At 65.7% G+C, this 20,166-nt stretch carries 27 protein-coding genes; 15 read left to right on the top strand and 12 right to left on the bottom strand.

What is annotated here, in order from left to right:
- Positions 1–46: 46 nt before the first annotated feature.
- Both QRQ56_RS08170 and QRQ56_RS08165 read right to left on the bottom strand, forming a co-directional pair.
- Complete coding sequence (locus QRQ56_RS08170; protein WP_438739004.1) at positions 47–298, bottom strand: hypothetical protein; 252 nt, start codon at positions 296–298, stop codon at positions 47–49.
- Positions 299–419: 121 nt separating this feature from the next.
- Positions 420–809, bottom strand: coding sequence for a hypothetical protein (locus QRQ56_RS08165; protein ID WP_438739003.1), 390 nt, complete (start codon positions 807–809; stop codon positions 420–422).
- 130 nt (positions 810–939) lie between these two features.
- Between QRQ56_RS08165 and QRQ56_RS08160 the strand changes: the two genes are divergently transcribed.
- Positions 940–1,725, top strand: coding sequence for an SDR family NAD(P)-dependent oxidoreductase (locus QRQ56_RS08160; RefSeq protein WP_438739002.1), 786 nt, complete (start codon positions 940–942; stop codon positions 1,723–1,725).
- Here QRQ56_RS08160 and QRQ56_RS08155 read toward each other — a convergent pair whose 3' ends face one another.
- Positions 1,726–1,956 (bottom strand): DUF6894 family protein, encoded by a 231-nt coding sequence (locus tag QRQ56_RS08155; protein WP_438739001.1) that lies wholly within the window; start codon positions 1,954–1,956, stop codon positions 1,726–1,728.
- Positions 1,957–2,323: 367 nt separating this feature from the next.
- The gene (locus QRQ56_RS08150) at positions 2,324–3,373 is read right to left on the bottom strand and encodes a hypothetical protein (RefSeq protein WP_438739000.1); all 1,050 of its coding nucleotides are present in this window, start codon (positions 3,371–3,373) and stop codon (positions 2,324–2,326) included.
- A 367-nt stretch (positions 3,374–3,740) separates the two neighbouring features.
- On the opposite strand from QRQ56_RS08150, the gene QRQ56_RS08145 reads away from it, so the two are divergent.
- On the top strand, positions 3,741–4,337 hold the full coding sequence (locus QRQ56_RS08145; protein WP_438740113.1) for a L,D-transpeptidase: 597 nt from the start codon (positions 3,741–3,743) through the stop codon (positions 4,335–4,337).
- Between the two features lie 109 nt (positions 4,338–4,446).
- On the top strand, positions 4,447–5,424 hold the full coding sequence (locus QRQ56_RS08140) for a hypothetical protein (RefSeq protein WP_438738999.1): 978 nt from the start codon (positions 4,447–4,449) through the stop codon (positions 5,422–5,424).
- Positions 5,425–5,445: 21 nt separating this feature from the next.
- Here the strand turns inward: QRQ56_RS08140 and QRQ56_RS08135 are convergent, their stop codons facing one another.
- Both QRQ56_RS08135 and QRQ56_RS08130 read right to left on the bottom strand, forming a co-directional pair.
- Complete coding sequence (locus QRQ56_RS08135) at positions 5,446–5,880, bottom strand: COG4315 family predicted lipoprotein (RefSeq protein ID WP_438738997.1); 435 nt, start codon at positions 5,878–5,880, stop codon at positions 5,446–5,448.
- Positions 5,881–6,000: 120 nt separating this feature from the next.
- Complete coding sequence (locus tag QRQ56_RS08130; protein ID WP_438738995.1) at positions 6,001–6,465, bottom strand: MarR family winged helix-turn-helix transcriptional regulator; 465 nt, start codon at positions 6,463–6,465, stop codon at positions 6,001–6,003.
- A 102-nt stretch (positions 6,466–6,567) separates the two neighbouring features.
- On the opposite strand from QRQ56_RS08130, the gene QRQ56_RS08125 reads away from it, so the two are divergent.
- The 5 genes from QRQ56_RS08125 to QRQ56_RS08105 all read left to right on the top strand — a co-directional run bounded on the left by QRQ56_RS08125 (position 6,568) and on the right by QRQ56_RS08105 (position 10,932).
- Positions 6,568–8,490, top strand: a complete 1,923-nt coding sequence (locus QRQ56_RS08125; RefSeq protein ID WP_438738994.1) for an FAD-binding monooxygenase — start codon at positions 6,568–6,570, stop codon at positions 8,488–8,490.
- A 153-nt stretch (positions 8,491–8,643) separates the two neighbouring features.
- Complete coding sequence (locus tag QRQ56_RS08120; RefSeq protein ID WP_438738993.1) at positions 8,644–9,627, top strand: SH3 domain-containing protein; 984 nt, start codon at positions 8,644–8,646, stop codon at positions 9,625–9,627.
- Positions 9,628–9,804: 177 nt separating this feature from the next.
- Positions 9,805–10,083: a hypothetical protein gene (locus QRQ56_RS08115; protein WP_438738992.1), complete on the top strand. Its 279-nt coding sequence runs from the start codon at positions 9,805–9,807 to the stop codon at positions 10,081–10,083.
- A gap of 252 nt (positions 10,084–10,335) precedes the next feature.
- Positions 10,336–10,542, top strand: a complete 207-nt coding sequence (locus tag QRQ56_RS08110; protein ID WP_438738990.1) for a hypothetical protein — start codon at positions 10,336–10,338, stop codon at positions 10,540–10,542.
- Between the two features lie 72 nt (positions 10,543–10,614).
- Positions 10,615–10,932, top strand: coding sequence for a hypothetical protein (locus tag QRQ56_RS08105; protein WP_438738989.1), 318 nt, complete (start codon positions 10,615–10,617; stop codon positions 10,930–10,932).
- Between the two features lie 121 nt (positions 10,933–11,053).
- On the opposite strand, the gene QRQ56_RS08100 is transcribed toward QRQ56_RS08105, so the two are convergent.
- From QRQ56_RS08100 to QRQ56_RS08090, 3 genes are all read right to left on the bottom strand, one after another.
- Complete coding sequence (locus QRQ56_RS08100) at positions 11,054–11,623, bottom strand: TetR family transcriptional regulator (protein WP_438738988.1); 570 nt, start codon at positions 11,621–11,623, stop codon at positions 11,054–11,056.
- Positions 11,623–11,967: a DMT family transporter gene (locus tag QRQ56_RS08095; protein ID WP_438738987.1), complete on the bottom strand. Its 345-nt coding sequence runs from the start codon at positions 11,965–11,967 to the stop codon at positions 11,623–11,625. Before QRQ56_RS08095 ends, QRQ56_RS08100 begins: the two co-directional genes overlap by 1 nt.
- Before the next feature lie 186 nt (positions 11,968–12,153).
- A complete protein-coding gene (locus tag QRQ56_RS08090) occupies positions 12,154–12,819 on the bottom strand; it encodes an O-methyltransferase (RefSeq protein WP_438738986.1) in 666 nt (221 codons plus the stop codon).
- 97 nt (positions 12,820–12,916) lie between these two features.
- Here QRQ56_RS08090 and QRQ56_RS08085 point away from each other — a divergent pair, with 97 nt between their 5' ends.
- Both QRQ56_RS08085 and pdxY read left to right on the top strand, forming a co-directional pair.
- A complete protein-coding gene (locus QRQ56_RS08085) occupies positions 12,917–13,549 on the top strand; it encodes a TetR family transcriptional regulator (protein ID WP_438738985.1) in 633 nt (210 codons plus the stop codon).
- Between the two features lie 68 nt (positions 13,550–13,617).
- Complete coding sequence (pdxY, locus tag QRQ56_RS08080) at positions 13,618–14,436, top strand: pyridoxal kinase (protein WP_438738983.1); 819 nt, start codon at positions 13,618–13,620, stop codon at positions 14,434–14,436.
- 5 nt (positions 14,437–14,441) lie between these two features.
- Here the strand turns inward: pdxY and QRQ56_RS08075 are convergent, their stop codons facing one another.
- Positions 14,442–15,773 (bottom strand): hypothetical protein, encoded by a 1,332-nt coding sequence (locus QRQ56_RS08075; RefSeq protein ID WP_438738982.1) that lies wholly within the window; start codon positions 15,771–15,773, stop codon positions 14,442–14,444.
- Positions 15,774–16,237: 464 nt separating this feature from the next.
- On the opposite strand from QRQ56_RS08075, the gene QRQ56_RS08070 reads away from it, so the two are divergent.
- Entirely contained in the window at positions 16,238–16,492 is a 255-nt protein-coding gene (locus tag QRQ56_RS08070; RefSeq protein ID WP_438738981.1) for a hypothetical protein, read from the top strand.
- 338 nt (positions 16,493–16,830) lie between these two features.
- Positions 16,831–16,977 carry a hypothetical protein gene (locus tag QRQ56_RS08065; RefSeq protein ID WP_438738979.1) on the top strand — a complete coding sequence of 49 codons (147 nt, stop codon included), beginning with the start codon at positions 16,831–16,833 and terminating at the stop codon, positions 16,975–16,977.
- Between the two features lie 18 nt (positions 16,978–16,995).
- Here QRQ56_RS08065 and QRQ56_RS08060 read toward each other — a convergent pair whose 3' ends face one another.
- Positions 16,996–17,565, bottom strand: a complete 570-nt coding sequence (locus QRQ56_RS08060) for a bifunctional transcriptional activator/DNA repair enzyme AdaA (protein WP_438738978.1) — start codon at positions 17,563–17,565, stop codon at positions 16,996–16,998.
- A gap of 126 nt (positions 17,566–17,691) precedes the next feature.
- Between QRQ56_RS08060 and QRQ56_RS08055 the strand changes: the two genes are divergently transcribed.
- A complete protein-coding gene (locus tag QRQ56_RS08055; protein WP_438738977.1) occupies positions 17,692–18,111 on the top strand; it encodes a nuclear transport factor 2 family protein in 420 nt (139 codons plus the stop codon).
- A gap of 95 nt (positions 18,112–18,206) precedes the next feature.
- The gene (locus QRQ56_RS08050; RefSeq protein WP_438738976.1) at positions 18,207–19,127 is read left to right on the top strand and encodes a DMT family transporter; all 921 of its coding nucleotides are present in this window, start codon (positions 18,207–18,209) and stop codon (positions 19,125–19,127) included.
- Between the two features lie 21 nt (positions 19,128–19,148).
- Here the strand turns inward: QRQ56_RS08050 and QRQ56_RS08045 are convergent, their stop codons facing one another.
- Positions 19,149–19,502, bottom strand: a complete 354-nt coding sequence (locus QRQ56_RS08045; RefSeq protein ID WP_438738975.1) for a zinc ribbon domain-containing protein YjdM — start codon at positions 19,500–19,502, stop codon at positions 19,149–19,151.
- Between the two features lie 224 nt (positions 19,503–19,726).
- On the opposite strand from QRQ56_RS08045, the gene QRQ56_RS08040 reads away from it, so the two are divergent.
- Complete coding sequence (locus QRQ56_RS08040; protein ID WP_438738974.1) at positions 19,727–20,089, top strand: c-type cytochrome; 363 nt, start codon at positions 19,727–19,729, stop codon at positions 20,087–20,089.
- Positions 20,090–20,166: the final 77 nt, after the last annotated feature.

Here is a 20,166-nt window from a genome sequence, read left to right as displayed (position 1 = left end):
AAGCCGTGGGGTCAACGCAAATGGAACTTTGGAGTTCCCGACCCGGTCAGCGCTCGCCCTGATCAGTGCCGTGCGGGCCGGATTTGTGCTGCGTCTGCGGCGGGGCGCGCTCACCGGACTCCCGGCAGGGAAGCGGCTCCCAGGACCCGTCAGGTGCCTGCTGATATGCGCTGCATGTGGACGAGGGGGCCGATTTGTCCTCGGCCTTCTGGGCCGTGGAGTTCTTCGCCAGCGCCGGGGGAGCCAGCGCCGCACTCGCGGCGAGCGCGGCGGCGAAGACGAGGTTTGCAATCCGCATGGGGCTTCTCCTGTTCGAAGACGCCCGCATGCTCGCGAGGAATGTGACGATTATTGGCCGGGGCAGATTATCCCTTGGGCGTGCTTGACGTCGCGCACGCTGCCCTTGCTAGCCACCCTTGCTAGCCACCCTTGGCGCGGATCAGGCCGGCGAGGTTGGTCTTCTGGGTCTCGCACCAGGTCGGCATGCCGAGGCGGCGCTGGTTCAGATCGGTCGCCTGGGTAGCCACGGCGACTTCGGCCATCAGGTCGTCATCCTGCTTCTCGCCCATCTTGCCGCCGGTGTGCATCCAGGCGATCGCCTTGCGCACCTTCTCGGTGGTGCCCTCGGGCAGGTGCATCTGCTCGGCCTTCTGCACCAGGTCCTGATAGACGACGTCGGTGCCTGGGCATTCGACCTTGGCGGCGAAAGCCTGCAAGACCAGTGTCACATAGGTCGATCGTGGGTGGTCCTCGGCCTTGGCCGGAACGGCGATCAGCAACAGGCCTGCCATCAGGAAACCGTAGCGCATCCTTGGTATCTCCTCCGATTTTTGGCGAGGCTAGCGTCCGCCGGGCGGCTCCGCAATGGTGCCGCGGCCGAATTTGTCGCTTGCCCCGGAGGCACGCTATCGTGGACGCATCCCGGCCTCGGAGAGCCACATGAGCCTGTTCAGCACGCCGTTCGATCCCATCCGCGACACGGCGCTCGTGACTGGTGCCGGCAACGGCATTGGCCGCGCGATCGCGCAGGCCCTGGTGGGCGAGGACGTCCGGACCGTGTTCGCCGACGTGAGCGCCGAGCGGGTGAATGCCGCGATCAGCGCCAGCGCCAAGCCCGAGCTGGCGGTGCCATGGGTCGGCGATCTCGCCGAGCTGGAGGCCTGCGACGCGCTGCTTGGTGCCGCCAACTCAGCCTTGGGCGAGATCACGCATTTCGTCCACAGCGCATCGCCGCCGCGGCGCGAGGCCGATCATGCGCTCGCGGTCGATCGCAAGACCTGGCAGCAGATGCATGCGGTCAATCTCGATGCCGGCTTTCACCTTGCGCGCGAGATCGCGAAACGACTGATCGCGACGAAGCGGCCGGGCTCGTTCCTGTTCCTCACCTCGCTGCACGCGGGCACGCCGCGCAACCTGCCGCATTATTCGACGGCGAAGGCGGGAATGGCGATGCTGGTGAAGGAGCTGGCCAAGACGTTTGGCCGTTACGGCATCCGGGTCAATGCGCTGGTGCCCGGCGCGATCGCCGCGGGCGGGTTCGTTGCGGATGCTTCGCTGGCGAAACACATTCCGCTTGGGCGTCTCGGCGAGGCCCGCGACCTCGCGCCGATGGCGCTCACGGTGCTGTCGAACGAGCTGTCCGGCTACGTCACCGGCGCTTCGTTCGTTGTCGACGGCGGCTTGTCGCTGACCAACTGGTTCGAGCCGCCGGCGCTCGACGAATAGTCAGCGGCGCCAGGCCGGCACCGGATCGAGCGGCGTGCGATACAGCTCCTTGTGATCGCGATCGGTGACGCGCACCGCGCAACCCTTCTGCTGCAGCTCCGGCTTCACCTGCGACAGCTCGCATGCGAGCTGATCGGCCCGATCGGAGGCAACCTCGATGTCTTCGAGAATGATTCCGCCCTGGTTCCTGAACTCTTCACCAACCACGAGATCGAAAGAGTAGTAAGGCATCCGAATTCCCCGATGTGAGGAGCTGAGCTTCGCTGGAAGTCTCAACACATGCCGAATGCTATCACTGAGTCGATATCCAGGGGATGAACAGGCCGCGCAATCTCTGTGCTTATGGCGCAGAAATGATAAGCAGCGTGTGACGGCCTTAACATTTAATTAAATATGTTGGCGCGATCATAAGGCATGGAATTGCAGCAGAACCGGGCTCCGGGAACCGGCAGCTGCAAGAGAAGGCCGCCGGCATAGATCCCGACGGCCTTTTCTCATGAGCAGAAAATTACGCTCTCCGTAATTGCCCGGACTTAAGCGCATCACATCAGTTCGTACGACGCGGCGAAATTGTCGCCGCGCGCGCGATGACGCGCCTCTACCGCAACGGCATCGGCGGACGTACGACCGGGCCGTCGTCATCGGCGACGGCTTGCGTCGTGGTGACCGGTGGCGGCGGGACTGCTGCGGCCTGCGAAGGCGGAGGTGCGAGCGGCACGGGCGAATAGGACGGCATGTAGGTGCGCGATACCACCGGCTTCGGCTTGTGCACCGCCGGCGGCGCCGGAGGCTTCGGCGGCAGCGCAGCAGCGCGGGCGCGCGGATCGATCGGCCTTGCATCGACAACCGGTTTCGGCGCGGGCGGTTTCGCCATCTCGCGCGCCATCTGCTCCTGTCCGGCTTTCAGCTCGGCGATGTTGGCCTTGAGCTGCTCGATCTGCTGCGCCATCGCGGCGAGATCGCGCGTCATCGATTGCACCGACTGTGCTGCATCGGACGGCGTGGTCGCAGGCGTGGCGGCTGCAAGCTGAACCGCCGGCGGCGCTGCCGGTTGATCGGTCGCTTGGTCGACGGCAGCTTGAGCGACAGGCGGCGGCGCTTGCTCCGCAGGGGCTGTGGCCTGCGCGGCGGCGACCGGCGCGGTCGGTGATGCCGAAGGCAGCAGCGAGGTCACAACCGGGGTCCACTCCGCAAGCATCTGCTTGGCCGTATCACCATGCTTGTCCCAGGCGATGGTGGCCGCCGCACTCGTGCCGGCAAACAGGAACGTGACGAACGCGCCGCGCATCCACCTGCCGACGGCCGATCGCTTCTTCGGGCCAAGCCCATCATTCGCCGCGACGCGTATGGCCGTGTCGACCGAGGGCGGCGTCGCTGGCTGAGGCTCTGCGACAGGACTGAATTTTGGCTCCCGCGAAGGCTTGGTCTCGCGAGCGAGCTTGGTCTCAAGAGAGATCCTGGGCTCCGGCGCGAATTTCGGCTCCGGGCGAGGCGCGACGTCGGGCGCCAGCGCAGGCGCAACGCTGATCGGGCGCGAGGCCAGCACAATGTCGGACGAAATCTGAATCGCGTCGTGCGGATCGTTGTCCTTGACCGTGTCCTTCACGATCTCATCGACGATTTGCTTGGGGTTCAGCGTCGCGAGCATCGCAGCTCCTTTAAGGCCCGGGTGTTCGATGCCCGGGTGTTAGGTCCTGGTCGTCCGCATTGGCGCGAGCCGATCTGTTGCGGCGAGCCCACCAAACGAACGAGCCCGATCCGATGACGCACGAGTCCAGCCGGGTTTGACCAAAGCAAGGCGAGGGGATGGAGATGATGCGACGCTCTTACGCCGTTTGTGGTGATGGAACCTGACTTTGTGAACACGGTCACGTGTTCCGCGCTGCCTTGCTTTCAGCACGATTTTGGCAGCATTTGGCGATGCTGGGGGTGCTGCTATCCGCTATCGGGGGCCGGCGGTGCCAAGATCTTTTATCGCTCTATTCGCGGTTGCCTCGCTGTCGCTGGGCGGCTGCATGCAGACGACGCTGTCGCCATCGACCGATGCGAGCATGACGCCGCGCGACAAGCAATTGCTCGCGCATACGCCTTATGCGCAGGCGAACGTGCCCGAGCAATATCTGCGACACATCGTCGATTACCAGCGCAAGGAGCAGCCGGGTACCATCCTGGTCGATACCGACGCCCGCTACCTCTATTACGTGCTGCCTGACGGCAAGGCGATCCGCTACGGCGTTGCGGTCGGCGAGGAGGCCATGGCGTTCTCCGGCGTCGCGCGCGTCGGCAGGCTGGCCGAATGGCCGGACTGGGTTCCGACGGCGGATATCCAGGCGCGGCTCGGACCATATCCGGCGCGCGTCCGCGGCGGTCCCGCCAATCCGCTGGGCGCGCGGGGCATCTATCTCTACGCCGGCAACAAGGACACGCTGTATCGCATCCACGGCACCAACCAGCCCGAATATATCGGGCAGGCGATCTCGTCCGGCTGCATCCGGATGCGCAACGAGGACGTGATCGATCTCTACGACCGCGTGAAGCTCAATTCGATGGTCGTGGTGCTGCCGCCCGGACAGAGCGCGCAGGCCGAGGCGGGCGGAAGCGGGCGCGGGTGAAAGCGGCGCGGGCGCCGCCCGGCGCCCCGCTTTGCGACAATTTTAGCCTTTGTTTTGCGCGGTCCCTAACGTCTCGCGCCTAGCGTGCAGCGAGCAAGGGGTTGCTCGCATGTATCTCGTGAAGAATTCGCCGCGCGCGCTGTTCGCTGCGCTGATTCCGCTGGCCATCGTCGAAGCCGTGTTGCTGGTCTTCGCCCTCGCGGGAGGACAGGTGACCGATCCTGTCGGTGTGCCGGCGCCGGATCAGATCCTGATGATGTATGCCGGACGCATGGCGATGAACGCGGCCTTGCTGTTCGCCGGACATACCGTGCTGCGGCAGTGGACTGTCTCAAGCCGCCTCGCTTACGGCCTGATGGGCGGCGTCATGGCGGCGGTGAGCTACGCCATCGCGATCCGTAACCACATTCAGCTGGCAGCGCCCGGCGACGGCACGGTGATGACGATCGGCCTGTTGCCGTCAATCGCGGGCATGATCGGTGGATTCCTTTACGGCCAGTTCGCCGGACTGAGCCCGGTTGCGCGCGCAGCGGGGCAGGCTTCTGTCGCCGACGGGAGGCCGCAGCTGGTGTTCAACGGGCCGGTCCGCGTCCGCACGTCGTTTGCAGGGATCGTGATTGCTGCGCTGCTGCCGACGGTGCTTGCAACTCTGTTGCCCTATACGTTGGTGCCACTGCTGATGCACGGTTTCGCGGACAAGAGCACCGCGCATATCCTCGCGTCGGTGATCCCGGCACAGACCTTCATGGTCATGATGGTGATCTCGGTCGTTCCTTCGAGCATCTTCATGCTCTGCGTTCACCACCTCGCGCGCGCCATGAGCCGACGTAACGCGTGGGAATATGCGGCGATCGGCGGCGTCGCGTCGTTCGCCTGTGCGCTGCTGCTCGCGCTTGCGGTGCCGCTGCTCGCTGTTCTCGTGGTGCCGGCGGCGTTCTGCGGGGCTGTGATGGGCGCGATCTACCGCCGCTTCGCCGGCCTCGAGCCAGTTCCGCTACCGGAAGCCGTGATCGCAACCGATCCCAACGCGCTGGTCGATGCTGATCATCCCTCGCGGCACCAGCACGGCGTCATCCTCAGCAACTGATTGTGCCGAGATGATCTCGCCCTAGTTCTCCGGCCGGGCGATGCGCCACTGCAAGGTCGTGGCGTTGCCGTTGGCTTCGCCCGGGGCCTTGTCGGCGGGCGAGGTGTAGAGCGGGCGATAGCGGTACGCCCACATCCTGCTGCCGTCGTCGCGGCTGATCACGGTGAAGTCGCCGATGGCCTTTGCGTCGGCCGTCGCGGCCAGCGGCACCCAGCTCTCGGTGCACTTGCCGTTGCAGCTCGACGTCTTTCCGGTGGTGTCACGCTCGTAGTAATAGAGCGTCATGCCCTTGAGATCGACGAGCTTGGGACCGTGCTTGGTGACGACCACCTTTGCCGGCGCCGTCGTTGCCTCGGGTTTCGGCGGAGGAGGGGCATCGCCGCCGCCATGACCGTTGGCAAGCGCAGGCGCAATCGAGAGCGCGATGGCCGCGGCCGCAATGAGACACCTGAACATCGGAAACCCCCGAGCCGCAAAGTTAATCGCGCGTTAAGCGCAGAATGTTGCGGACCGTAGCAGCCGAAGGTTAGCTCCGGGTTTCGCTGGCTTGCGACAATTACGGACAAAAATACCGGCTCAGGCCTGGACGTTGCGCAGCGGCGCGCGGCTGAGATCGTTGCCGGCGGCGATCGCCTTGCTCAGCAGCCGCATCAACTCTTCGCCTTCCTTGGCGCTGAGACCGCGCAGCATGATGCGCTGGGCCGATTCCACGGCGGGCGTGATCTTGCGCAGCGTGCGGCGGCCCTCGTCGGTGATTTCGAGCTCGCGAGCGCGGCGGTCGCGGCTCGAGGCGCGGCGTTCGGCAAGCCCCTTCTGCACGAGGCGATCAATCACGCCGGTGATGGTGGTGCGGTCATAGGCGATCAGGCCTGCGAGCGTCACCTGGTCGAGCCCCGGATTGGCCTTGATGGTCGCGAGCGCGGCGTATTGCACCGGCGTCAGGTCGAAGCCGGCGTCTTCGACCTCGGCCAGGAACACCGCGACCGCGATCTGCTGGAAGCGGCGCGCCAGATGTCCGGGCATGTCGTTGTTGTCTTTCACCGAATTCTCCGTTTCGACGAGGGCGCTGCGGATCATTGACAAGTATACTGATAGTCAGCATACTGATCAATATCGAAGAAGACGTTGACGGGAGAGGTGGTCATGCAATTCCATCTGAATGGATTTCAGCCGGGCGATCCCGAGATTGCCGATCCCGCGGAGCGCGTTCAGGCCTCGGGCGCAACGGGCGCCGTGCCTTCGGAGGTCGATGTCCTCATCGTCGGCTGCGGCCCGGCCGGCCTCACGCTCGCGGCGCAGCTTGCGCAATTCCCTGATATCAAGACCTGCATCGTCGAACAGAAGGGGGAGCGCCTGCTGGTCGGGCAGGCCGACGGCATCGCCTGCCGCACCATGGAGATGTTCCACGCCTATGGCTTCAGCGAGCGGGTGCTGAAGGAGGCTTACTGGGTCAACGAGACGACGTTCTGGAAGCCGGACGACCGGAAGCCCGAGACGATCATGCGCAGCGGCCGGGTGCAGGACGTCGAAGACGGGCTGTCGGAATTCCCGCATGTCATCCTCAACCAGGCCCGCATCCATGACGGCTTTCTCGATGTCATGCGCAAATCACCGGCCAGGCTCGAACCGCATTACAGCCGCCACCTGCTCGATCTCGAGGTCAACCCCGCCGCGGGGCCTGCCGATCACGCCGTGACCGTCCGCCTCGAGCGCGTCGATGCCGGCAACGAGGGGAAGGTCGAGACGGTCAAGGCGCGCTACGTGGTCGGCTGCGACGGCGCCCGCAGCACGGTGCGCAAATCGATCGGCCGCGAGCTGCACGGCGATTCCGCCAATCACGCCTGGGGCGTGATGGACGTGCTGGCGGTGACGGACTTTCCGGACATCCGCTTCAAGTCCCTGATCCAGTCGGCGAAGGACGGCAGCCTGCTGATCATCCCGCGCGAAGGCGGCTACATGGTCCGCATCTATGTCGAGCTGGCCAAGCTCGAGGTCGGTGAGCGCGTCGCGAGCCGCAACATCACCGCCGATGATGTGATTGCGAAGGCGCAGCGGATCCTGAAGCCGCATACGCTCGACGTGAAGGAGATCGCCTGGTGGTCGGTCTACGAGATCGGTCAGCGTCTGACCGACAAGTTCGACGACGTGCCGGATGCGGAGATCGCGACGCGGCTGCCGCGAATCTTCATCGCCGGCGATGCCTGCCACACCCACAGCCCCAAGGCTGGGCAGGGCATGAACGTCTCGATGCAGGACGCCTTCAATCTCGGCTGGAAGCTCGCCGCGGTGCTGCGCAGGCAGTGCCCCCCGCAGCTGCTGCACTCCTATTCGGCCGAGCGCCAGGCGGTGGCCAAGGAGCTGATCGATTTCGACCGCGAATGGGCGGGCATTCTCGCCTCCGCCGCCAAGGCCGGCGGCGCCGATGCCGCCAGGACGCAGGACTATTTCGTCCGCCACGGCCGCTACACGGCGGGCACCGCGACGCATTACACGCCGTCGATCCTCACCGGCGCAGGCTCGCACCAACACCTCGCGCAAGGCCTCGTCATCGGCAAGCGCTTTCATTCTGCCCCGGTGATCCGACTTGCGGACGCAAAGCCGGTACATCTCGGCCATGCCGCACAGGCCGACGGTCGCTTCCGTATCTACGCGTTCTCTCCGGCTGAGGATCCCGCAGCCTCGGGGTCGGCCGTTCGCGCACTGTGCAGTTTCCTCACGGAGGACCGGGGCTCGCCGATCCGGCGCTATACGCCTGCAGGAGCCGACATCGACGGCATGATCGATCTGCGCGCGGTGTTTCAGCGGGATCATCGCGAGCTGGCGGTCGAGGCGATGCCGTCGCTGCTGCTCCCGCGCAAGGGTCGCTATGGCCTGATCGACTACGAAAAGATGTTCTGCCCGGATATCAAGAGCGGCCACGACGTTTTCGCTATGCGCGGCATCGATCGGAAAGCCGGTTGCATGGTGGTGGTGCGTCCCGACCAGTATGTCGCAAGCGTGCTGAAGCTCGACGACTTCGCCGGGCTTGCCTCGTACTTCGACGCGTTCATGTTGCGAGCCGACTGACGGCCCTTGGGGCTGCCGGCGCGCAGCCGATGAACGGCGCATGAATATTGAACCGCGCGCGCCACGCGGCTCAGTCTTTCGACGGATGAGACCCTCTTGCAAGGAACGGCCGTTCTGCTGGCGCGTTCCGACTCGAACGAGGAGGATCACGTCATGAAATTCAAGAGTGTTCTGACTGCCGCATTGCTGCTCGCACCAACGGCCGCATTGGCCGCGCCAGGCATCGTCACCGTCTCGACCGGCATGCGCGCCGGGCCGGGCGCCGGCTTTCCCCTGGTCGATCGCATCCCCGAGGGCGCCCGCGTCAACATCCATGGTTGCCTGCGCGGCAATGCCTGGTGCGATGTCAGCTTCTCTGATGATCGCGGCTGGGTGTCGTCGCAATATCTCGAATACCTCTATCGCAACCACTACGTCTATCTGCCCGACTACGTCGACGAGATCGACGTGCCCGTCGTCCCGTTCGTGCTGACATCGTACTGGTCGAGCTATTACTCCGGACGTCCCTGGTACCACCGCCACGCCCATTGGAATACGTACTGGACCTCGCACCAGAATGTCGCGATGCGGATGACGATCGATCCGCGCGCGGCCCGCATCGGTCGCGCCGCGACACGTGATGCGGCGGCGGCATTGCAGCGGGATGGCGTGCGGGGCAAGGACGCCGCCGCGATCTCCGGACGCAACGCCGCGACTGCGCGGCCCGATGCGGCGATTGCGAGGCGCGACGCTGTGGCCGCGAAGCGCGATGCTGCCGTTGCCGTCGATCGCGCGCATGCCGGGCGGAGCGAGCGTATCGCGCATGAGCGGATGAATGTGCAGACGCGCAATCCGCGCGATGCGCAGGCGCGCATGATGCACGAACGGACCGCGAGTCCCGCAGCGATGCGAGCCCAGCCGATGGCGCGCGCGCATGAAGCACCGCGCGTTTCCGCGGCTCCCGCCGCGCGGCCCGCGATGCCGCATGTTGCGCAGCCGAATGTGAGCCACGGTTCGCCGATGAATGCCCATGCCCAGATGCCGGCGCCGCGTGCGACGGCACCGGCCATGCCGCACCCCGGCGGCGGCGCGCCCCACATCAACGCGGCGCCGCGTGGCGGCGGTGCTCCGGCCGGTGGTCCCGGTCAGAAGCACTGAGGCCAACAGAGCACGAACGTCGTCAGGAAAGCCCGGCCCACGCGCCGGGCTTTTCTTGGCCCTGTCGAGGTTGCGACAATTCAAGTCAATTCTTCGCGGGCAGATTTCATCGATCGTAACATCTCTACCCAAAGCTGTAAGCATCCACTCGGGGCAGCGGGGCACGGGAGGATGATGATGAGACAGAGCCAGACGGAAACGCGTCGCCAAAATGTCGCGAAGCGTTCGATGACCAAGGAAGCCAAGCAGCTGAGCGGGCTGCTTGCCGGATTGCGTGAATCCCTCGACGGGATCCTCAAGGAACGGACGAGCGCAAAGCTCACCGGCGCCGAGATGGGTCTGCTGGACGAGCGCCGCAATAATCTGCTGCTCACGATCGCAGCCCTCGACGACCGCCTCTCGGCGGTGCAGGGGCTGATTGACCTCGGCCGCCCCCATGTCATCCGCGTACATTAGCGGAGCTCGGAGAGGGGCGATCGGTTCCGTCGCCGAGGTGACGGGCCGGATCCCCGCGGCCGATCCAGCATGACGAGACGGTCCCTGCCATTCCCGTGGATTGAGCCCGCTGCGGGTGGACATCCGTTCCGGCGGGGAACGCGCGATGCGGGCCGCCGACGCCAAGCCTGCTGACGTCATGCCTGCGGATGGCACCAAATTGCCACGCTCCCGGCGAATTGCCGCCAAAGCCCGCTGCCACGACGAGGCCGGGTGCAGGGCGACGCAAGGGGATGCGAATTGGCCTACAAGATGATCGCAGAACGCGACAACGAGAAGTACAGTTTCGCCCGCGAGAGCCGGCTGCTCATCGTGGCGAAGGCGAGGGTGTGGGCGAGCGAGGGGTGGCAGGTCGTCATCACCGATCAGGACGGCAAGGCCTACGCGCCGCCCGAGTTCGATCAGCTGTCCGCGGCCTGACCGCCTGAAGGGGCGAGGGAACGACATTTGACATGGCTGTTTCGACCGGGGCGTGACCGGATCGCGCCTCTGATGGGCCTTGCAGCCGCCGCGGTTTTGACGGCGACGGTTGCGGCCGCCCAAAATCTCGATGCCGGCAAGCCGCCCGCCAAGCTCTTCGCAGACGGCTGTGCAACCTGCCATCGCAGCCCGCGCGGCCTTGCCAAGGGTCGCTTCAGCCTGACGCTGTCCTGGTTCCTGAAGGACCATTACGCGACGAGCTCGGACTCGGCCAAGGTGCTTGCCGACTATCTGCAGTCGGTCGACGAGCCGCCGCGCGCAGCGGCGAAGCCGGCCAAGAAGCCGGCGCGATCCGCTCCCCGTCCGGCCAAGCCGGTGCAGAGCCAGTAGGCCGCGCAATGCCGGCCCGTAGCCCGGATGGAGCGCAAGCGTAATCCGGGTGTTGCCACCCGATGCAGCGTTCCCGGATTGCGCTGCGCTCCATCCGGGCTACGTGCGACGTGATCTGCCGCTATCCGCGCCGGTGGGTCTGCGCGAGCAGGCGCGTGTGCACGGCGCGCAGCTCGGCGCTCATCCGCGTCTGTCCTGTCGTGACATAGGAAAGCCAGGCGCCGTCGGCGGCGAGACGCACGATGTGCAGTTCGGGCGCGCCGTCGGTTGCGCGGTGACGCTTCAGGCGCGCCTTGATCCAGTCGTTCCAGAGCCGGCGCAGCGACGGATCGGTGACGACGACCATGCTCAGCGTCGCCCACGGGCTCGCAAAGCCGAAGGCTCTGCCGGTGAACACGGCATTGACATAGGCGCGCGTGAAGCGGCCGCGCGGCTTCGGATCGGCCTCGATGGCCGCGTCGATCTCGGCGTCGACGCGGGCGAGGAGATCGGCGAACAGCCCCTCGATCAGCGCCTGCTTGCTGCCGAAATGATGAAACAGCCCGCCCTTGGTGACGCCGGCCGCGGCGGCGACCGCCTGCACCGTGACGCCGGCGACACCATGGTCCATCGCGATCGTCGCGGCGTGGTCGAGCAGGGCGCGGCGGACCTGCTCGGGCTGCTTGGCGCGGGTATAGGGGCTTTCCGGCATCAATGCGCCGTGGTCTGGGAGAACAGGTTGATGACCACGACCCCCGACACGATCAGCCCGATTCCGACGAAGGCCGCGGCGTCCAGCATCTGGCGGAACATCACGAACGAGACGGTGGCCGTCAGGATGATGCCGACCCCGCCCCAGATCGCATAAGCGATGCTCAAGGGGATGACGCGGATCGCGACCGACAGCGCGTAGAACGAGGCGATGTAGAACAGCACCATCGCCAGCGTCGGCCACGGGCGGGTGAACTGTGCGGATTGCTGCAGAAAGGCGGACGCCGTGACCTCGAGAATGATGGCGAGGGCGAGCGCGGCATAGGCCTGGAAGGCGGAAGTCATGGTCTGCTCCTCCGCGGGATGAATAAAGATACCGCGCGGAAGGTATGTTTAGCACGCGGGCGTCTGGCTTTGGCCGGGAGCAAGTATCACATGTGAGTGACGCGCCTGCGACGATGGCTGGACGCGCCGTGAAGCCGCCCGCGCTGAGGGCGCGAGCGGCTCCAGGTTCCTGCGGCTGGATCCGTCTCAGTTGATCCGCACGGACAGCTCGACGTCCTCGGCGAAGGGCGTCGACATGTAGCCGCTTCCGGCCTTGCGGACGCGTGCCAGATAGTCCGGGCTGTCGTCGGCATTGTCGGCGACGATGATTGCGCCCGGTCCGAGCCGGCTTTCGAGCAGGTCCAGGATATCCGGATAGAGCGCCTTGGCACCATCGAGCAGCACGAGATCGATCGTCTCGGGCAGATCGGCGCTCAGCGTCTTCAGCGCGTCACCTTCGCGAATGTCCACGAGATCGATCAGGCCGCCGGCTGCGAGATTCTTTCGCGCCCGCGCGGCCTTGGACGGCTCGAATTCGCTGGTGATGAGGCGGCCGCCGCCATTGTCCCGCAAGCCCGCGGCAAGGTGCAGCGTCGAGATGCCGAACGACGTGCCGAATTCGACGATCGTCCGGGCGCGGGAGCTGCGCGTCAGCATGTAGAGCAGCGCGCCGGTCTCGCGCGAGACCGCGAGCGGGACGTCCTTCAGGCGCCCGTAGAGGTCGCGGTAATCGGTCTTGCTCCGCATCATCCGCGCCTGGTCGGTGTCGGACAGATCGGCGATCGCGGCGCGCGTTGCGCCGCCTGCCGCCTCGGCTTCGCCGAACAGGCGATCGAGCAGCGGCGCAATCGTTGTGATGGTTGAGGTGGTCATTCGAGGTCTCCAAAGGGCGGCAAGAAGGGCCTCCTTGCGTGCCGATGGAAATACGACTAATTCGTCGCATTTCCTATTCGCATTGCCGGAGAGCGCGATGGCCGACCGTCGAAGCCGTTCAATTTCCTCGCGAAAGCAGCCCCAACAGGTTCGCTCCAGCGAGCTCGTCGCGGCCATTCTCGATGCTGCTGTTCAGGTTTTGGCGAAGGAAGGCGCGCAGCGTTTCACCGCGGCGCGGGTGGCGGAGCGGGCCGGGGTGAGTGTCGGGTCGCTCTATCAATATTTTCCCAACAAGGCCGCGATCCTGTTTCGTCTGCAGAGCGACGAGTGGCAGCGCACCAGCGAACTCTTGCGTGGCATCCTCGCGGATAGGACGAAACCGCCACCGGCGCGGCTGCGTGCGCTGGTCCACGCCTTCATCCGCTCGGAGTGCGAGGAAGCGGCCATCCGCGTCGCGCTCAACGACGCCGCGCCGCTCTATCGCGACGCGCCCGAGGCGCACGACGCGCGGGCCGCCGGTGAGGAGATCATCGCGGTGTTCATGCGGGAAGCGTTGCCCAAGGCGGCAAATGCGACACGCGCACTTGCCGGCGAGCTGATCAAGACGACGCTGAGCGAGATCGGCAAGCGGTTTTCGGAAGTGCCGCGCAAAGATGCCGAGATCGTGCGTCATGCGGATGGGCTGGCCGACATGTTCTGCGCTTATCTTGCGGAGCTGGCGCGACGCTGAAGCGTGCGCGTGCGGGCCATCCCGGCTACTCTTGCGTCGCTCGACGTTTATCCTTACGGACCTCTGTCATGCTCGTCATCTCCATTCAAAGCCAGGTGGTCCACGGTCATGTCGGCAACAGCGCCGCCGCCTATGCCATGCAGGCGGAGGGCGTGAACGTTGCCGCGGTGCCGACGACGCTGCTGTCCAATCATCCGCGCTATCCGAGCCTGCGCGGTCGCGTGCTCGAGACCGAGCTCGTTGCCGATCTCCTGAAGGGCGTCGAGGAGCGCGGCCTCGTCGACGAGGCCGCCGTGCTGGTGACCGGCTATCTCGGCTCGCCCGGCAATGCCGCCGTGATCGCCGATTTCGTCGAGCGGGCGCTCACGCGGAATGCGAAGCTGATCTATCTCTGCGATCCCGTGATCGGCGATGACGGCCGCGTCTATGTCGCCGACGGCATTCTGGACGCGGTCCGGCACCGGCTGCTGCCGGCCGCGCATTTGACGACCCCGAACCAGTTCGAACTCGAGCTGCTTTCGGGCGTCGCGATCGCCGATGTGCCAGGCCTGCGCGCTGCGTGTGCGGCGCTGGCGGGGACCCGCCGCATCGACGTGGTCGCCACCGGCTGTGCGCTCGCCGACACGGCGGCTGGGCAGGTGGAGACGATCCTGTGCGCGGCCGGACAATTGTCGCGCTTTGCGACGCCGCGCCTGCCGATCCGCCCCTACGGCACCGGCGATCTCCTCACCGGCCTGATCGCGGCTCATCTCGCCAAGGGCGAGACGACGGAGGCCGCGGTGCGGCTTGCGGTCGAGACTGTCTTTGCAGTGCTGGTGCGCACGCAGGACGCCGGCACGGCCGAGATGCGGCTGGTGCCGCTCCCGACACCAGGACGTCAGCCGTAACGGCGTCAGGTCGCGCGCTTGCCGGTCGATTGTGCCGACTTCTGCGGCTTGGCCGGGCTCTTCTGCTCGCGCGCGGCCTGTGCCTTTGGCGGCTTGGCGTGGGCCGCGGCGCGCACCACCTTCTTGGACTTCACGCTGGCGACTTGCTTGCCGTCGCCGGTGCCTCGGCGCGAGACGTATTCCGGGCCATCGACCGGGCCGACATGCGGGGGATCGCGGCCGAGATAGGGCCGGCCGATGCCGTAGGCCTTGCCGTTGGCATCGACCCACTTCCACAGGATTTCGGTCGAGACCCAGCGCTGCGCGCGGTTGTTCCCTTGTGTGCTGACGATGTCGGCCGCCATGCCGTGGCCGTAGCCGCCACGCGAGCTGCCGCCGTGATAGGACCGGTCGGAGGCCGCCTTCAGCCCGCTTGCGATCGACTGGCGATAGTCGTCGCGGAAGGCGCTGGTGATGCCGGGCGAAAGGCCGGCGGCTTCCGCAGCGAGCAGTGTGCGGAACAGCTTCAGCTTGAATCCCTTGTCCATGCCGCCGATGACGTAATCCATCATCGACATGTTGACATGCTCGGCGGCCTTCGGATCCTTCCAGCCAAAATCTTCGTCCACGAGCTTGGTGAAGCTGCGCATCACCGTGACGGTCTTGCCCTTGCGCTTGACGGTGACCGCGCGGCGCTCCTGGACCTTGATCGAATCTTCCTTCGCGGTGCGCTGATAGAGCGCCCAGAGATAGCGATCGACGCAGCTGTCCATGACGAAGCATTCGTCGAGCACGGCGACGGTGTCGGCCGGCGGCGATGCCTTGCTCGCTGGTGCGACCGGGCCGCTCGCGATGGCCGCGGGGGACAAGGCGTCGGTCGTCACGATCTCGGTGGGATCGGCGGATGCAAGCTTGACGGGCTCTGGCGTCGCAGCGGGAGCGACCTCGCTGGTTGTGATGGGCTCCGGTTCGGGGGATATCTGCGGCGCGGGCGGGGCTTCAACCGGCAGGATCAGCACAGGGTCCGCCGAAGCGAGCTTGATGGCGGGAGCGGCAGGCTCGGGCGCGGCTTCAGCGATCGTCGAGGCCGGCGTTGCCGCGACGGCGGCGGCGATGTCGGCGGTCAAGGCGATGCCGTCATCGATGGTCGCGGCGCGCGGAATGTCGGCGAGATCGAGGCGGCTGAGATCCTTAGCGTGATCCTTGGCGTGATCTTTGGCGCGCGAGACGGCAGACGCATTGGCGCCGCTGTTCTCGATGAGGGCAGGGGCATAGGCCGAGAGCGAAAGCGCCAGCCATCCAGCGAGCACCGCCGAGGGGCACGTGATCGCCACCAGAAGAGACCGCCGATCGTTCATGATCCCTGCCTCCAAACGGTTCTGCCCGAACCCGTCTTGCCCGGACAGTCATGATGCAAACAGTCTGACGAACAGTCTTGCACGGAAAGGCACGCAACGCGTCGATTGTTCGGAGGACCATGTGGCAGCGCAATGGCGCAGATCGGTGGCGACCGCCTTTTCGAAAGGGGTGTTGCCGAGGCGCAACGCGGGTTCCATCAGGCTGGGCCGGTCGCCTGCTGCGCAACTTTGTTACGTGAGCGGGCTGGAAGACGAGCCTTCCCGATTGCTGCAGCCGCGCGCTCAGCAGTTAAACACCATCTGTGAAAGTCTCGTGTCGTTGCTGGCGTGATTCGGCCAAGGCCTTGTACCCATTAAACATATCGCCATGCGTTTCACGCGCTGTTGCGATGCAACAAAGTATGTCGCATTGCAGCAAATCAGTCCTAGATTGGCTCCGACTCTTCCACTCAGGAGCATCACCAATGAACAAGAAGACTCTGTCGATCGCCGCCACCATCCTGACGATCGCGGGCAGCACCGCGGCTTTCGCCGCTGAACTGCCGACTTACGAGACCAATGGATTTGCGGTCTCGCCCTTGCAGGTTCGCGTCCTCGGCGCCGCTCATGTCGAGCAGCAGGCCGCTGCGCCGGCCACGGTCGTCTCGGTCCACCAGGCGAGCGTGCTCAGCCCCCGCAAGGTGAAGACCGCGGGCGTCACCACGGGCGCCGCCCGCTAAGCTGACGATGTGTGAAGGCAGTTGGATTCCGCGGAGAGGCGGGATCCACGGCCTCGATTGACTTCCAACGTCGACGCGACCTGCCTGTCGCGTCGACGTCGGAACTCTCTACTGTGCGATCTTGCGCCAGCGCGCATCGTGCAAGCTCTCGGCGCGATGAATTGAAGTCGATGCGCTGATTGAGACTTCGGCCGCGAACAAGTTCGCGTGAATGTGCCGGTTGTGTATCCCCGTTCATAACGGGCGTGATCCTTTTAACAGTTGTTTTGCAGAACGCATTGCTTGATGCGGCAGTCGCATCATCGCGGCCAATGTTTGAAATCATAATGGAGGCCATCATGCCCGTTGCGCAGAAAGCCGTCGTTGCTACCGTTTCGCCGCGTGCGTTCATTCTCAAGCACATCGCTCTGTTCGCCGCCGCCGCGCTGTTCGTCTTCGTGCTCAGCCTGACCTACGGCCTCGATCTCAGCCCGGGATTTTTCTGATCGGTCTTGCGCGGCGCGCTAAGCTCTCCGCGCGCGCACCGCGCGCAGGCTTGACGGCGAGCGGCCGTAGAGCTCGGCGAAGGCGGCGTTGAACCTGCGCAGGCTGCCGAAGCCGGCCTGGAATGCGATGTCCGTCATGTTGTCGTCGCCGGCATCGAGCAGGCGCTTGGCGCGCTGGACGCGCAGCGTCTTGGCGAGCTGCTGTGGCGTGGCGCCGACGTGGCGCTCGAACAGACGCGACAGATGGCGCGACGAGATGCCGAGCCGCATCGCCAGATCGACCACCGAGCCTTCATCAAGCGCGCCGCCATCGATCAGCTTCATGGCGCGCGTCACCGTGGAGCGCGTGCCGTTCCAGGCCGGGCAGAACGGAGCCGTTTCGGGGCGGCAGCGCAGGCATGGCCTGAAGCCGGCGGCCTCTGCCGCCGCCGCCGTCGGATAATAGCTCACGTTGCGCGCCAGCGGCTGCTTGGCCGGACAGACCGGGCGGCAATAGATGCCGGTGGTTCTCACCGCCGTGAAGAAGCGGCCGTCGTAGCGGGGATCGCGGCGCAGGCGGGCGGCGGTGCAGGTCCGAAAGCTCAGCATGGCCCAATCATAGCGCATGGCGGCGGGGCCGGAAGGGCGGCGGGATGACCGAGTCCGATTGTGGCGAGCGCGCAACGCGCATCGCGGCCTAGAAGGTGGGCCCTCAATGCAAGCCGGGAGCGCATCGTGTCCAGTCCGAAAGAAATCGTCGTAAATGCCTGGAAGACCTTTTCGTCGCGCGATGCGCTGCGCATCGCCGCATTGTTCACAGACGATGCCGAATGGATCGCGCCGAAGGGCAACGCCACCGCAATCGCGCTCGATCACACCGATCATATGGTCGGCGCGCAGCAGATCGCGCGCTTCATCGCGGTGGAAATGCACAAATTGTTCTCGAACGTCGATATCGCATTCCGCGGCGTGTACGCCGACGGCGATGTCGTGATCGTGGAGGAGCGGATGCGCGCCACGCTGCCCGGCGGCAAGCCTTACGAGATCGACTATTGCTTCGTGTTCACGGTGGCGGGCGACAAGATCCGCGAGGTGCGCGAATACATGGATACGCGCAAGGGATGGCGGATGGTCTTCGAGGCGGAGGAGGCGTGACGGGCAGGGCCGTCCAGCCTACGCAAATTCGCCGCGTGCCAGCTCTGCAGCGGCGTGGGTTGAGCCGGCTGGCGCACTGACATAAGGCTTGATCCATGGATCAGCGAACGAGCGGCGCTGACGCTCTCACCCAAAAGAACGATACGGCGCCGGCATTGCTCGGCGTGGCCTGCGGCCTGGCTGCGGCGCTGTTCTGGGCGCTCGGCTTTGCCGGCACGCGGCATGGGCTGAAGGTCGGCTTTACGCCGGTCGATCTGCTCGTGCATCGCTACGTCTGGTCGGGGATCGTGTTCCTGCCGTTGGTGCTGCGCGCCGGCATCTCCGATCTCTGTGGCATCGGCTGGGGCCGGGGCCTTGCGCTGCTGGTGCTTGGCGGCCCCGTGATGTCGCTGATCTCCTACACTGGTTTCCTGTTCGTGCCGCTCGGCCATGGCAGCGTGATCCAGCCGTCCTGCGCGACGCTCGGCGGGCTGTTGCTCGCCGCGATTATCCTGAAAGAGCACATCTCCGCCTCGCGGCTCATCGGCGCGCTCGTCATCGTCGCCGGGCTCGGCGTGATCGGGGCGGAATCGATCGGCCATATCGGCATCGACGGCGTGCAGGGCGATCTGATCTTCGTGCTGACGGGATTCATGTTCGCCGGCTTCGGCGCGGCGCTGCGGCGCTGGCGCGTCTCCGCCGTTCCGGCCGCGCTCGTCATCAACGTGCTGTCGCTGTTGCTGCTGCCGATCTATCTCGCAACCGTCGGCCTTGCCCACATCGCCGCGATCGGCGTGACGGAGAACGCGATCCAGGCAGTGGCGCAGGGCGTGCTCGCCGGCCCCGCCGCGCTCTATCTGTTCGCCGTCTCGGTGCAGCGTCTCGGCGTTGCCCGCGCCGCCGTGTTTCCGGCCTGCGTGCCGGCGCTGACGCTGATCACGGGCTGGCTGCTGCTCGGCGAGCCGCCGACGATGCTGCAGGCCGCGGGCCTCGTGACGGTGCTGTGCGGATTTTATCTGGCGCAGCGGCAGCGCTAGTTTCTGCGCAGGCGCTTGCCGCTAAGCCTTCTTCACGAACTCCGACTTCAAATTCATCGCGCCGATGCCGTCGATCTTGCAGGCGATGTTGTGACCGTCGGTGGCGTCCTGGAGGCGGATGTTGCGTACCTTGGTGCCGCCCTTGACGACGGAGGACGAGCCCTTGATCTTGAGATCCTTGATCACGATGACGCTGTCGCCATCGCTGAGCACGTTGCCGTTGGCATCGCGCACGCCGGCATCCTGCGCGCTATCCGCGGCGGCGGCTTCCGCCGTACCGCTCCATTCATGGCCGCATTCCGGGCAGATCCAGAGATCGCGGTCCTGATAGGCGTGCTCGGAGTTGCAGGAAGGGCATTTCATCGCATCGGTCATGGCTGGTCTCGTCAAGGGCTTCGTTGGCGGCGCGACCGTAGGGTCCGTGACCGGGAAAGCAAGGGAAAGCTGGCAGATGCTAGGCCGGGTGATCGGTGGAAGGTGCGATATCACCGAAACGATGCAGGGAAGCTCTCGCGAGGCGCGCTGTTGATGCAAATCAACCTCGGCCGGCCGGTCCGTCCTACGCTTCGCGGGTCGGCAAGCCACGGCGGGGAATCGCGATGTCGCACAGCGTTCGAATCTCTTTCGGCCTTCTCGCCCTCGTTGCGCTGTCGGTGCTGTTTCTGCTCAGCGTCGTCCACACCGCCGCCGGAGCGCCGCGATCCGGCGCACGCAGCGCGGTCGCCGAAGGGCATCGCCTGGCGCAGGCGTGGTGCCAGACCTGTCACGCCGTCGAGCCGCGCATGGCCGGCTTCTTCGACGAGGCCCCGAGCTTCCAGGCGATCGCCGACCGCAACGGCACCACCGCGTTGTCGCTCAAGGTGTTTTGGCGGACCAACCACCAGAACATGCCGAACCTCGTGATCTCGCCGGAGCAGGCGGACGTGCTGTCGGCCTATATCCTGAGCCTCAGAGGCAAGTGAGGGCGCCCAACTCAATTTTGCGAAAACAACCCCATGCACAGTAGACGGGGCTTTGATAAGGCTTGCATTTTCGGATT

The sequence above is a fragment of the Bradyrhizobium sp. U531 genome, assembly GCF_051710265.1.
Taxonomy (GTDB): domain Bacteria; phylum Pseudomonadota; class Alphaproteobacteria; order Rhizobiales; family Xanthobacteraceae; genus Bradyrhizobium.
Note: the sequence above shows the minus strand (reverse complement) of the source record. Positions and strands in the feature narration are given on the sequence as shown.

Coding starts and splice junctions, on each gene's coding strand:
- QRQ56_RS08170 (WP_438739004.1), bottom strand. CDS start 298: ATGCGGATTGCAAACCTCGTCTTCGCCGCCGCGCTCGCCGCGAGTGCG.
- QRQ56_RS08165 (WP_438739003.1), bottom strand. CDS start 809: ATGCGCTACGGTTTCCTGATGGCAGGCCTGTTGCTGATCGCCGTTCCG.
- QRQ56_RS08160 (WP_438739002.1), top strand. CDS start 940: ATGAGCCTGTTCAGCACGCCGTTCGATCCCATCCGCGACACGGCGCTC.
- QRQ56_RS08155 (WP_438739001.1), bottom strand. CDS start 1,956: ATGCCTTACTACTCTTTCGATCTCGTGGTTGGTGAAGAGTTCAGGAAC.
- QRQ56_RS08150 (WP_438739000.1), bottom strand. CDS start 3,373: ATGCTCGCGACGCTGAACCCCAAGCAAATCGTCGATGAGATCGTGAAG.
- QRQ56_RS08145 (WP_438740113.1), top strand. CDS start 3,741: ATGCAGACGACGCTGTCGCCATCGACCGATGCGAGCATGACGCCGCGC.
- QRQ56_RS08140 (WP_438738999.1), top strand. CDS start 4,447: ATGTATCTCGTGAAGAATTCGCCGCGCGCGCTGTTCGCTGCGCTGATT.
- QRQ56_RS08135 (WP_438738997.1), bottom strand. CDS start 5,880: ATGTTCAGGTGTCTCATTGCGGCCGCGGCCATCGCGCTCTCGATTGCG.
- QRQ56_RS08125 (WP_438738994.1), top strand. CDS start 6,568: ATGCAATTCCATCTGAATGGATTTCAGCCGGGCGATCCCGAGATTGCC.
- QRQ56_RS08120 (WP_438738993.1), top strand. CDS start 8,644: ATGAAATTCAAGAGTGTTCTGACTGCCGCATTGCTGCTCGCACCAACG.
- QRQ56_RS08115 (WP_438738992.1), top strand. CDS start 9,805: ATGAGACAGAGCCAGACGGAAACGCGTCGCCAAAATGTCGCGAAGCGT.
- QRQ56_RS08105 (WP_438738989.1), top strand. CDS start 10,615: ATGGGCCTTGCAGCCGCCGCGGTTTTGACGGCGACGGTTGCGGCCGCC.
- QRQ56_RS08100 (WP_438738988.1), bottom strand. CDS start 11,623: ATGCCGGAAAGCCCCTATACCCGCGCCAAGCAGCCCGAGCAGGTCCGC.
- QRQ56_RS08095 (WP_438738987.1), bottom strand. CDS start 11,967: ATGACTTCCGCCTTCCAGGCCTATGCCGCGCTCGCCCTCGCCATCATT.
- QRQ56_RS08090 (WP_438738986.1), bottom strand. CDS start 12,819: ATGACCACCTCAACCATCACAACGATTGCGCCGCTGCTCGATCGCCTG.
- QRQ56_RS08085 (WP_438738985.1), top strand. CDS start 12,917: ATGGCCGACCGTCGAAGCCGTTCAATTTCCTCGCGAAAGCAGCCCCAA.
- pdxY (WP_438738983.1), top strand. CDS start 13,618: ATGCTCGTCATCTCCATTCAAAGCCAGGTGGTCCACGGTCATGTCGGC.
- QRQ56_RS08075 (WP_438738982.1), bottom strand. CDS start 15,773: ATGAACGATCGGCGGTCTCTTCTGGTGGCGATCACGTGCCCCTCGGCG.
- QRQ56_RS08070 (WP_438738981.1), top strand. CDS start 16,238: ATGAACAAGAAGACTCTGTCGATCGCCGCCACCATCCTGACGATCGCG.
- QRQ56_RS08065 (WP_438738979.1), top strand. CDS start 16,831: ATGCCCGTTGCGCAGAAAGCCGTCGTTGCTACCGTTTCGCCGCGTGCG.
- QRQ56_RS08060 (WP_438738978.1), bottom strand. CDS start 17,565: ATGCTGAGCTTTCGGACCTGCACCGCCGCCCGCCTGCGCCGCGATCCC.
- QRQ56_RS08050 (WP_438738976.1), top strand. CDS start 18,207: ATGGATCAGCGAACGAGCGGCGCTGACGCTCTCACCCAAAAGAACGAT.
- QRQ56_RS08045 (WP_438738975.1), bottom strand. CDS start 19,502: ATGACCGATGCGATGAAATGCCCTTCCTGCAACTCCGAGCACGCCTAT.
- QRQ56_RS08040 (WP_438738974.1), top strand. CDS start 19,727: ATGTCGCACAGCGTTCGAATCTCTTTCGGCCTTCTCGCCCTCGTTGCG.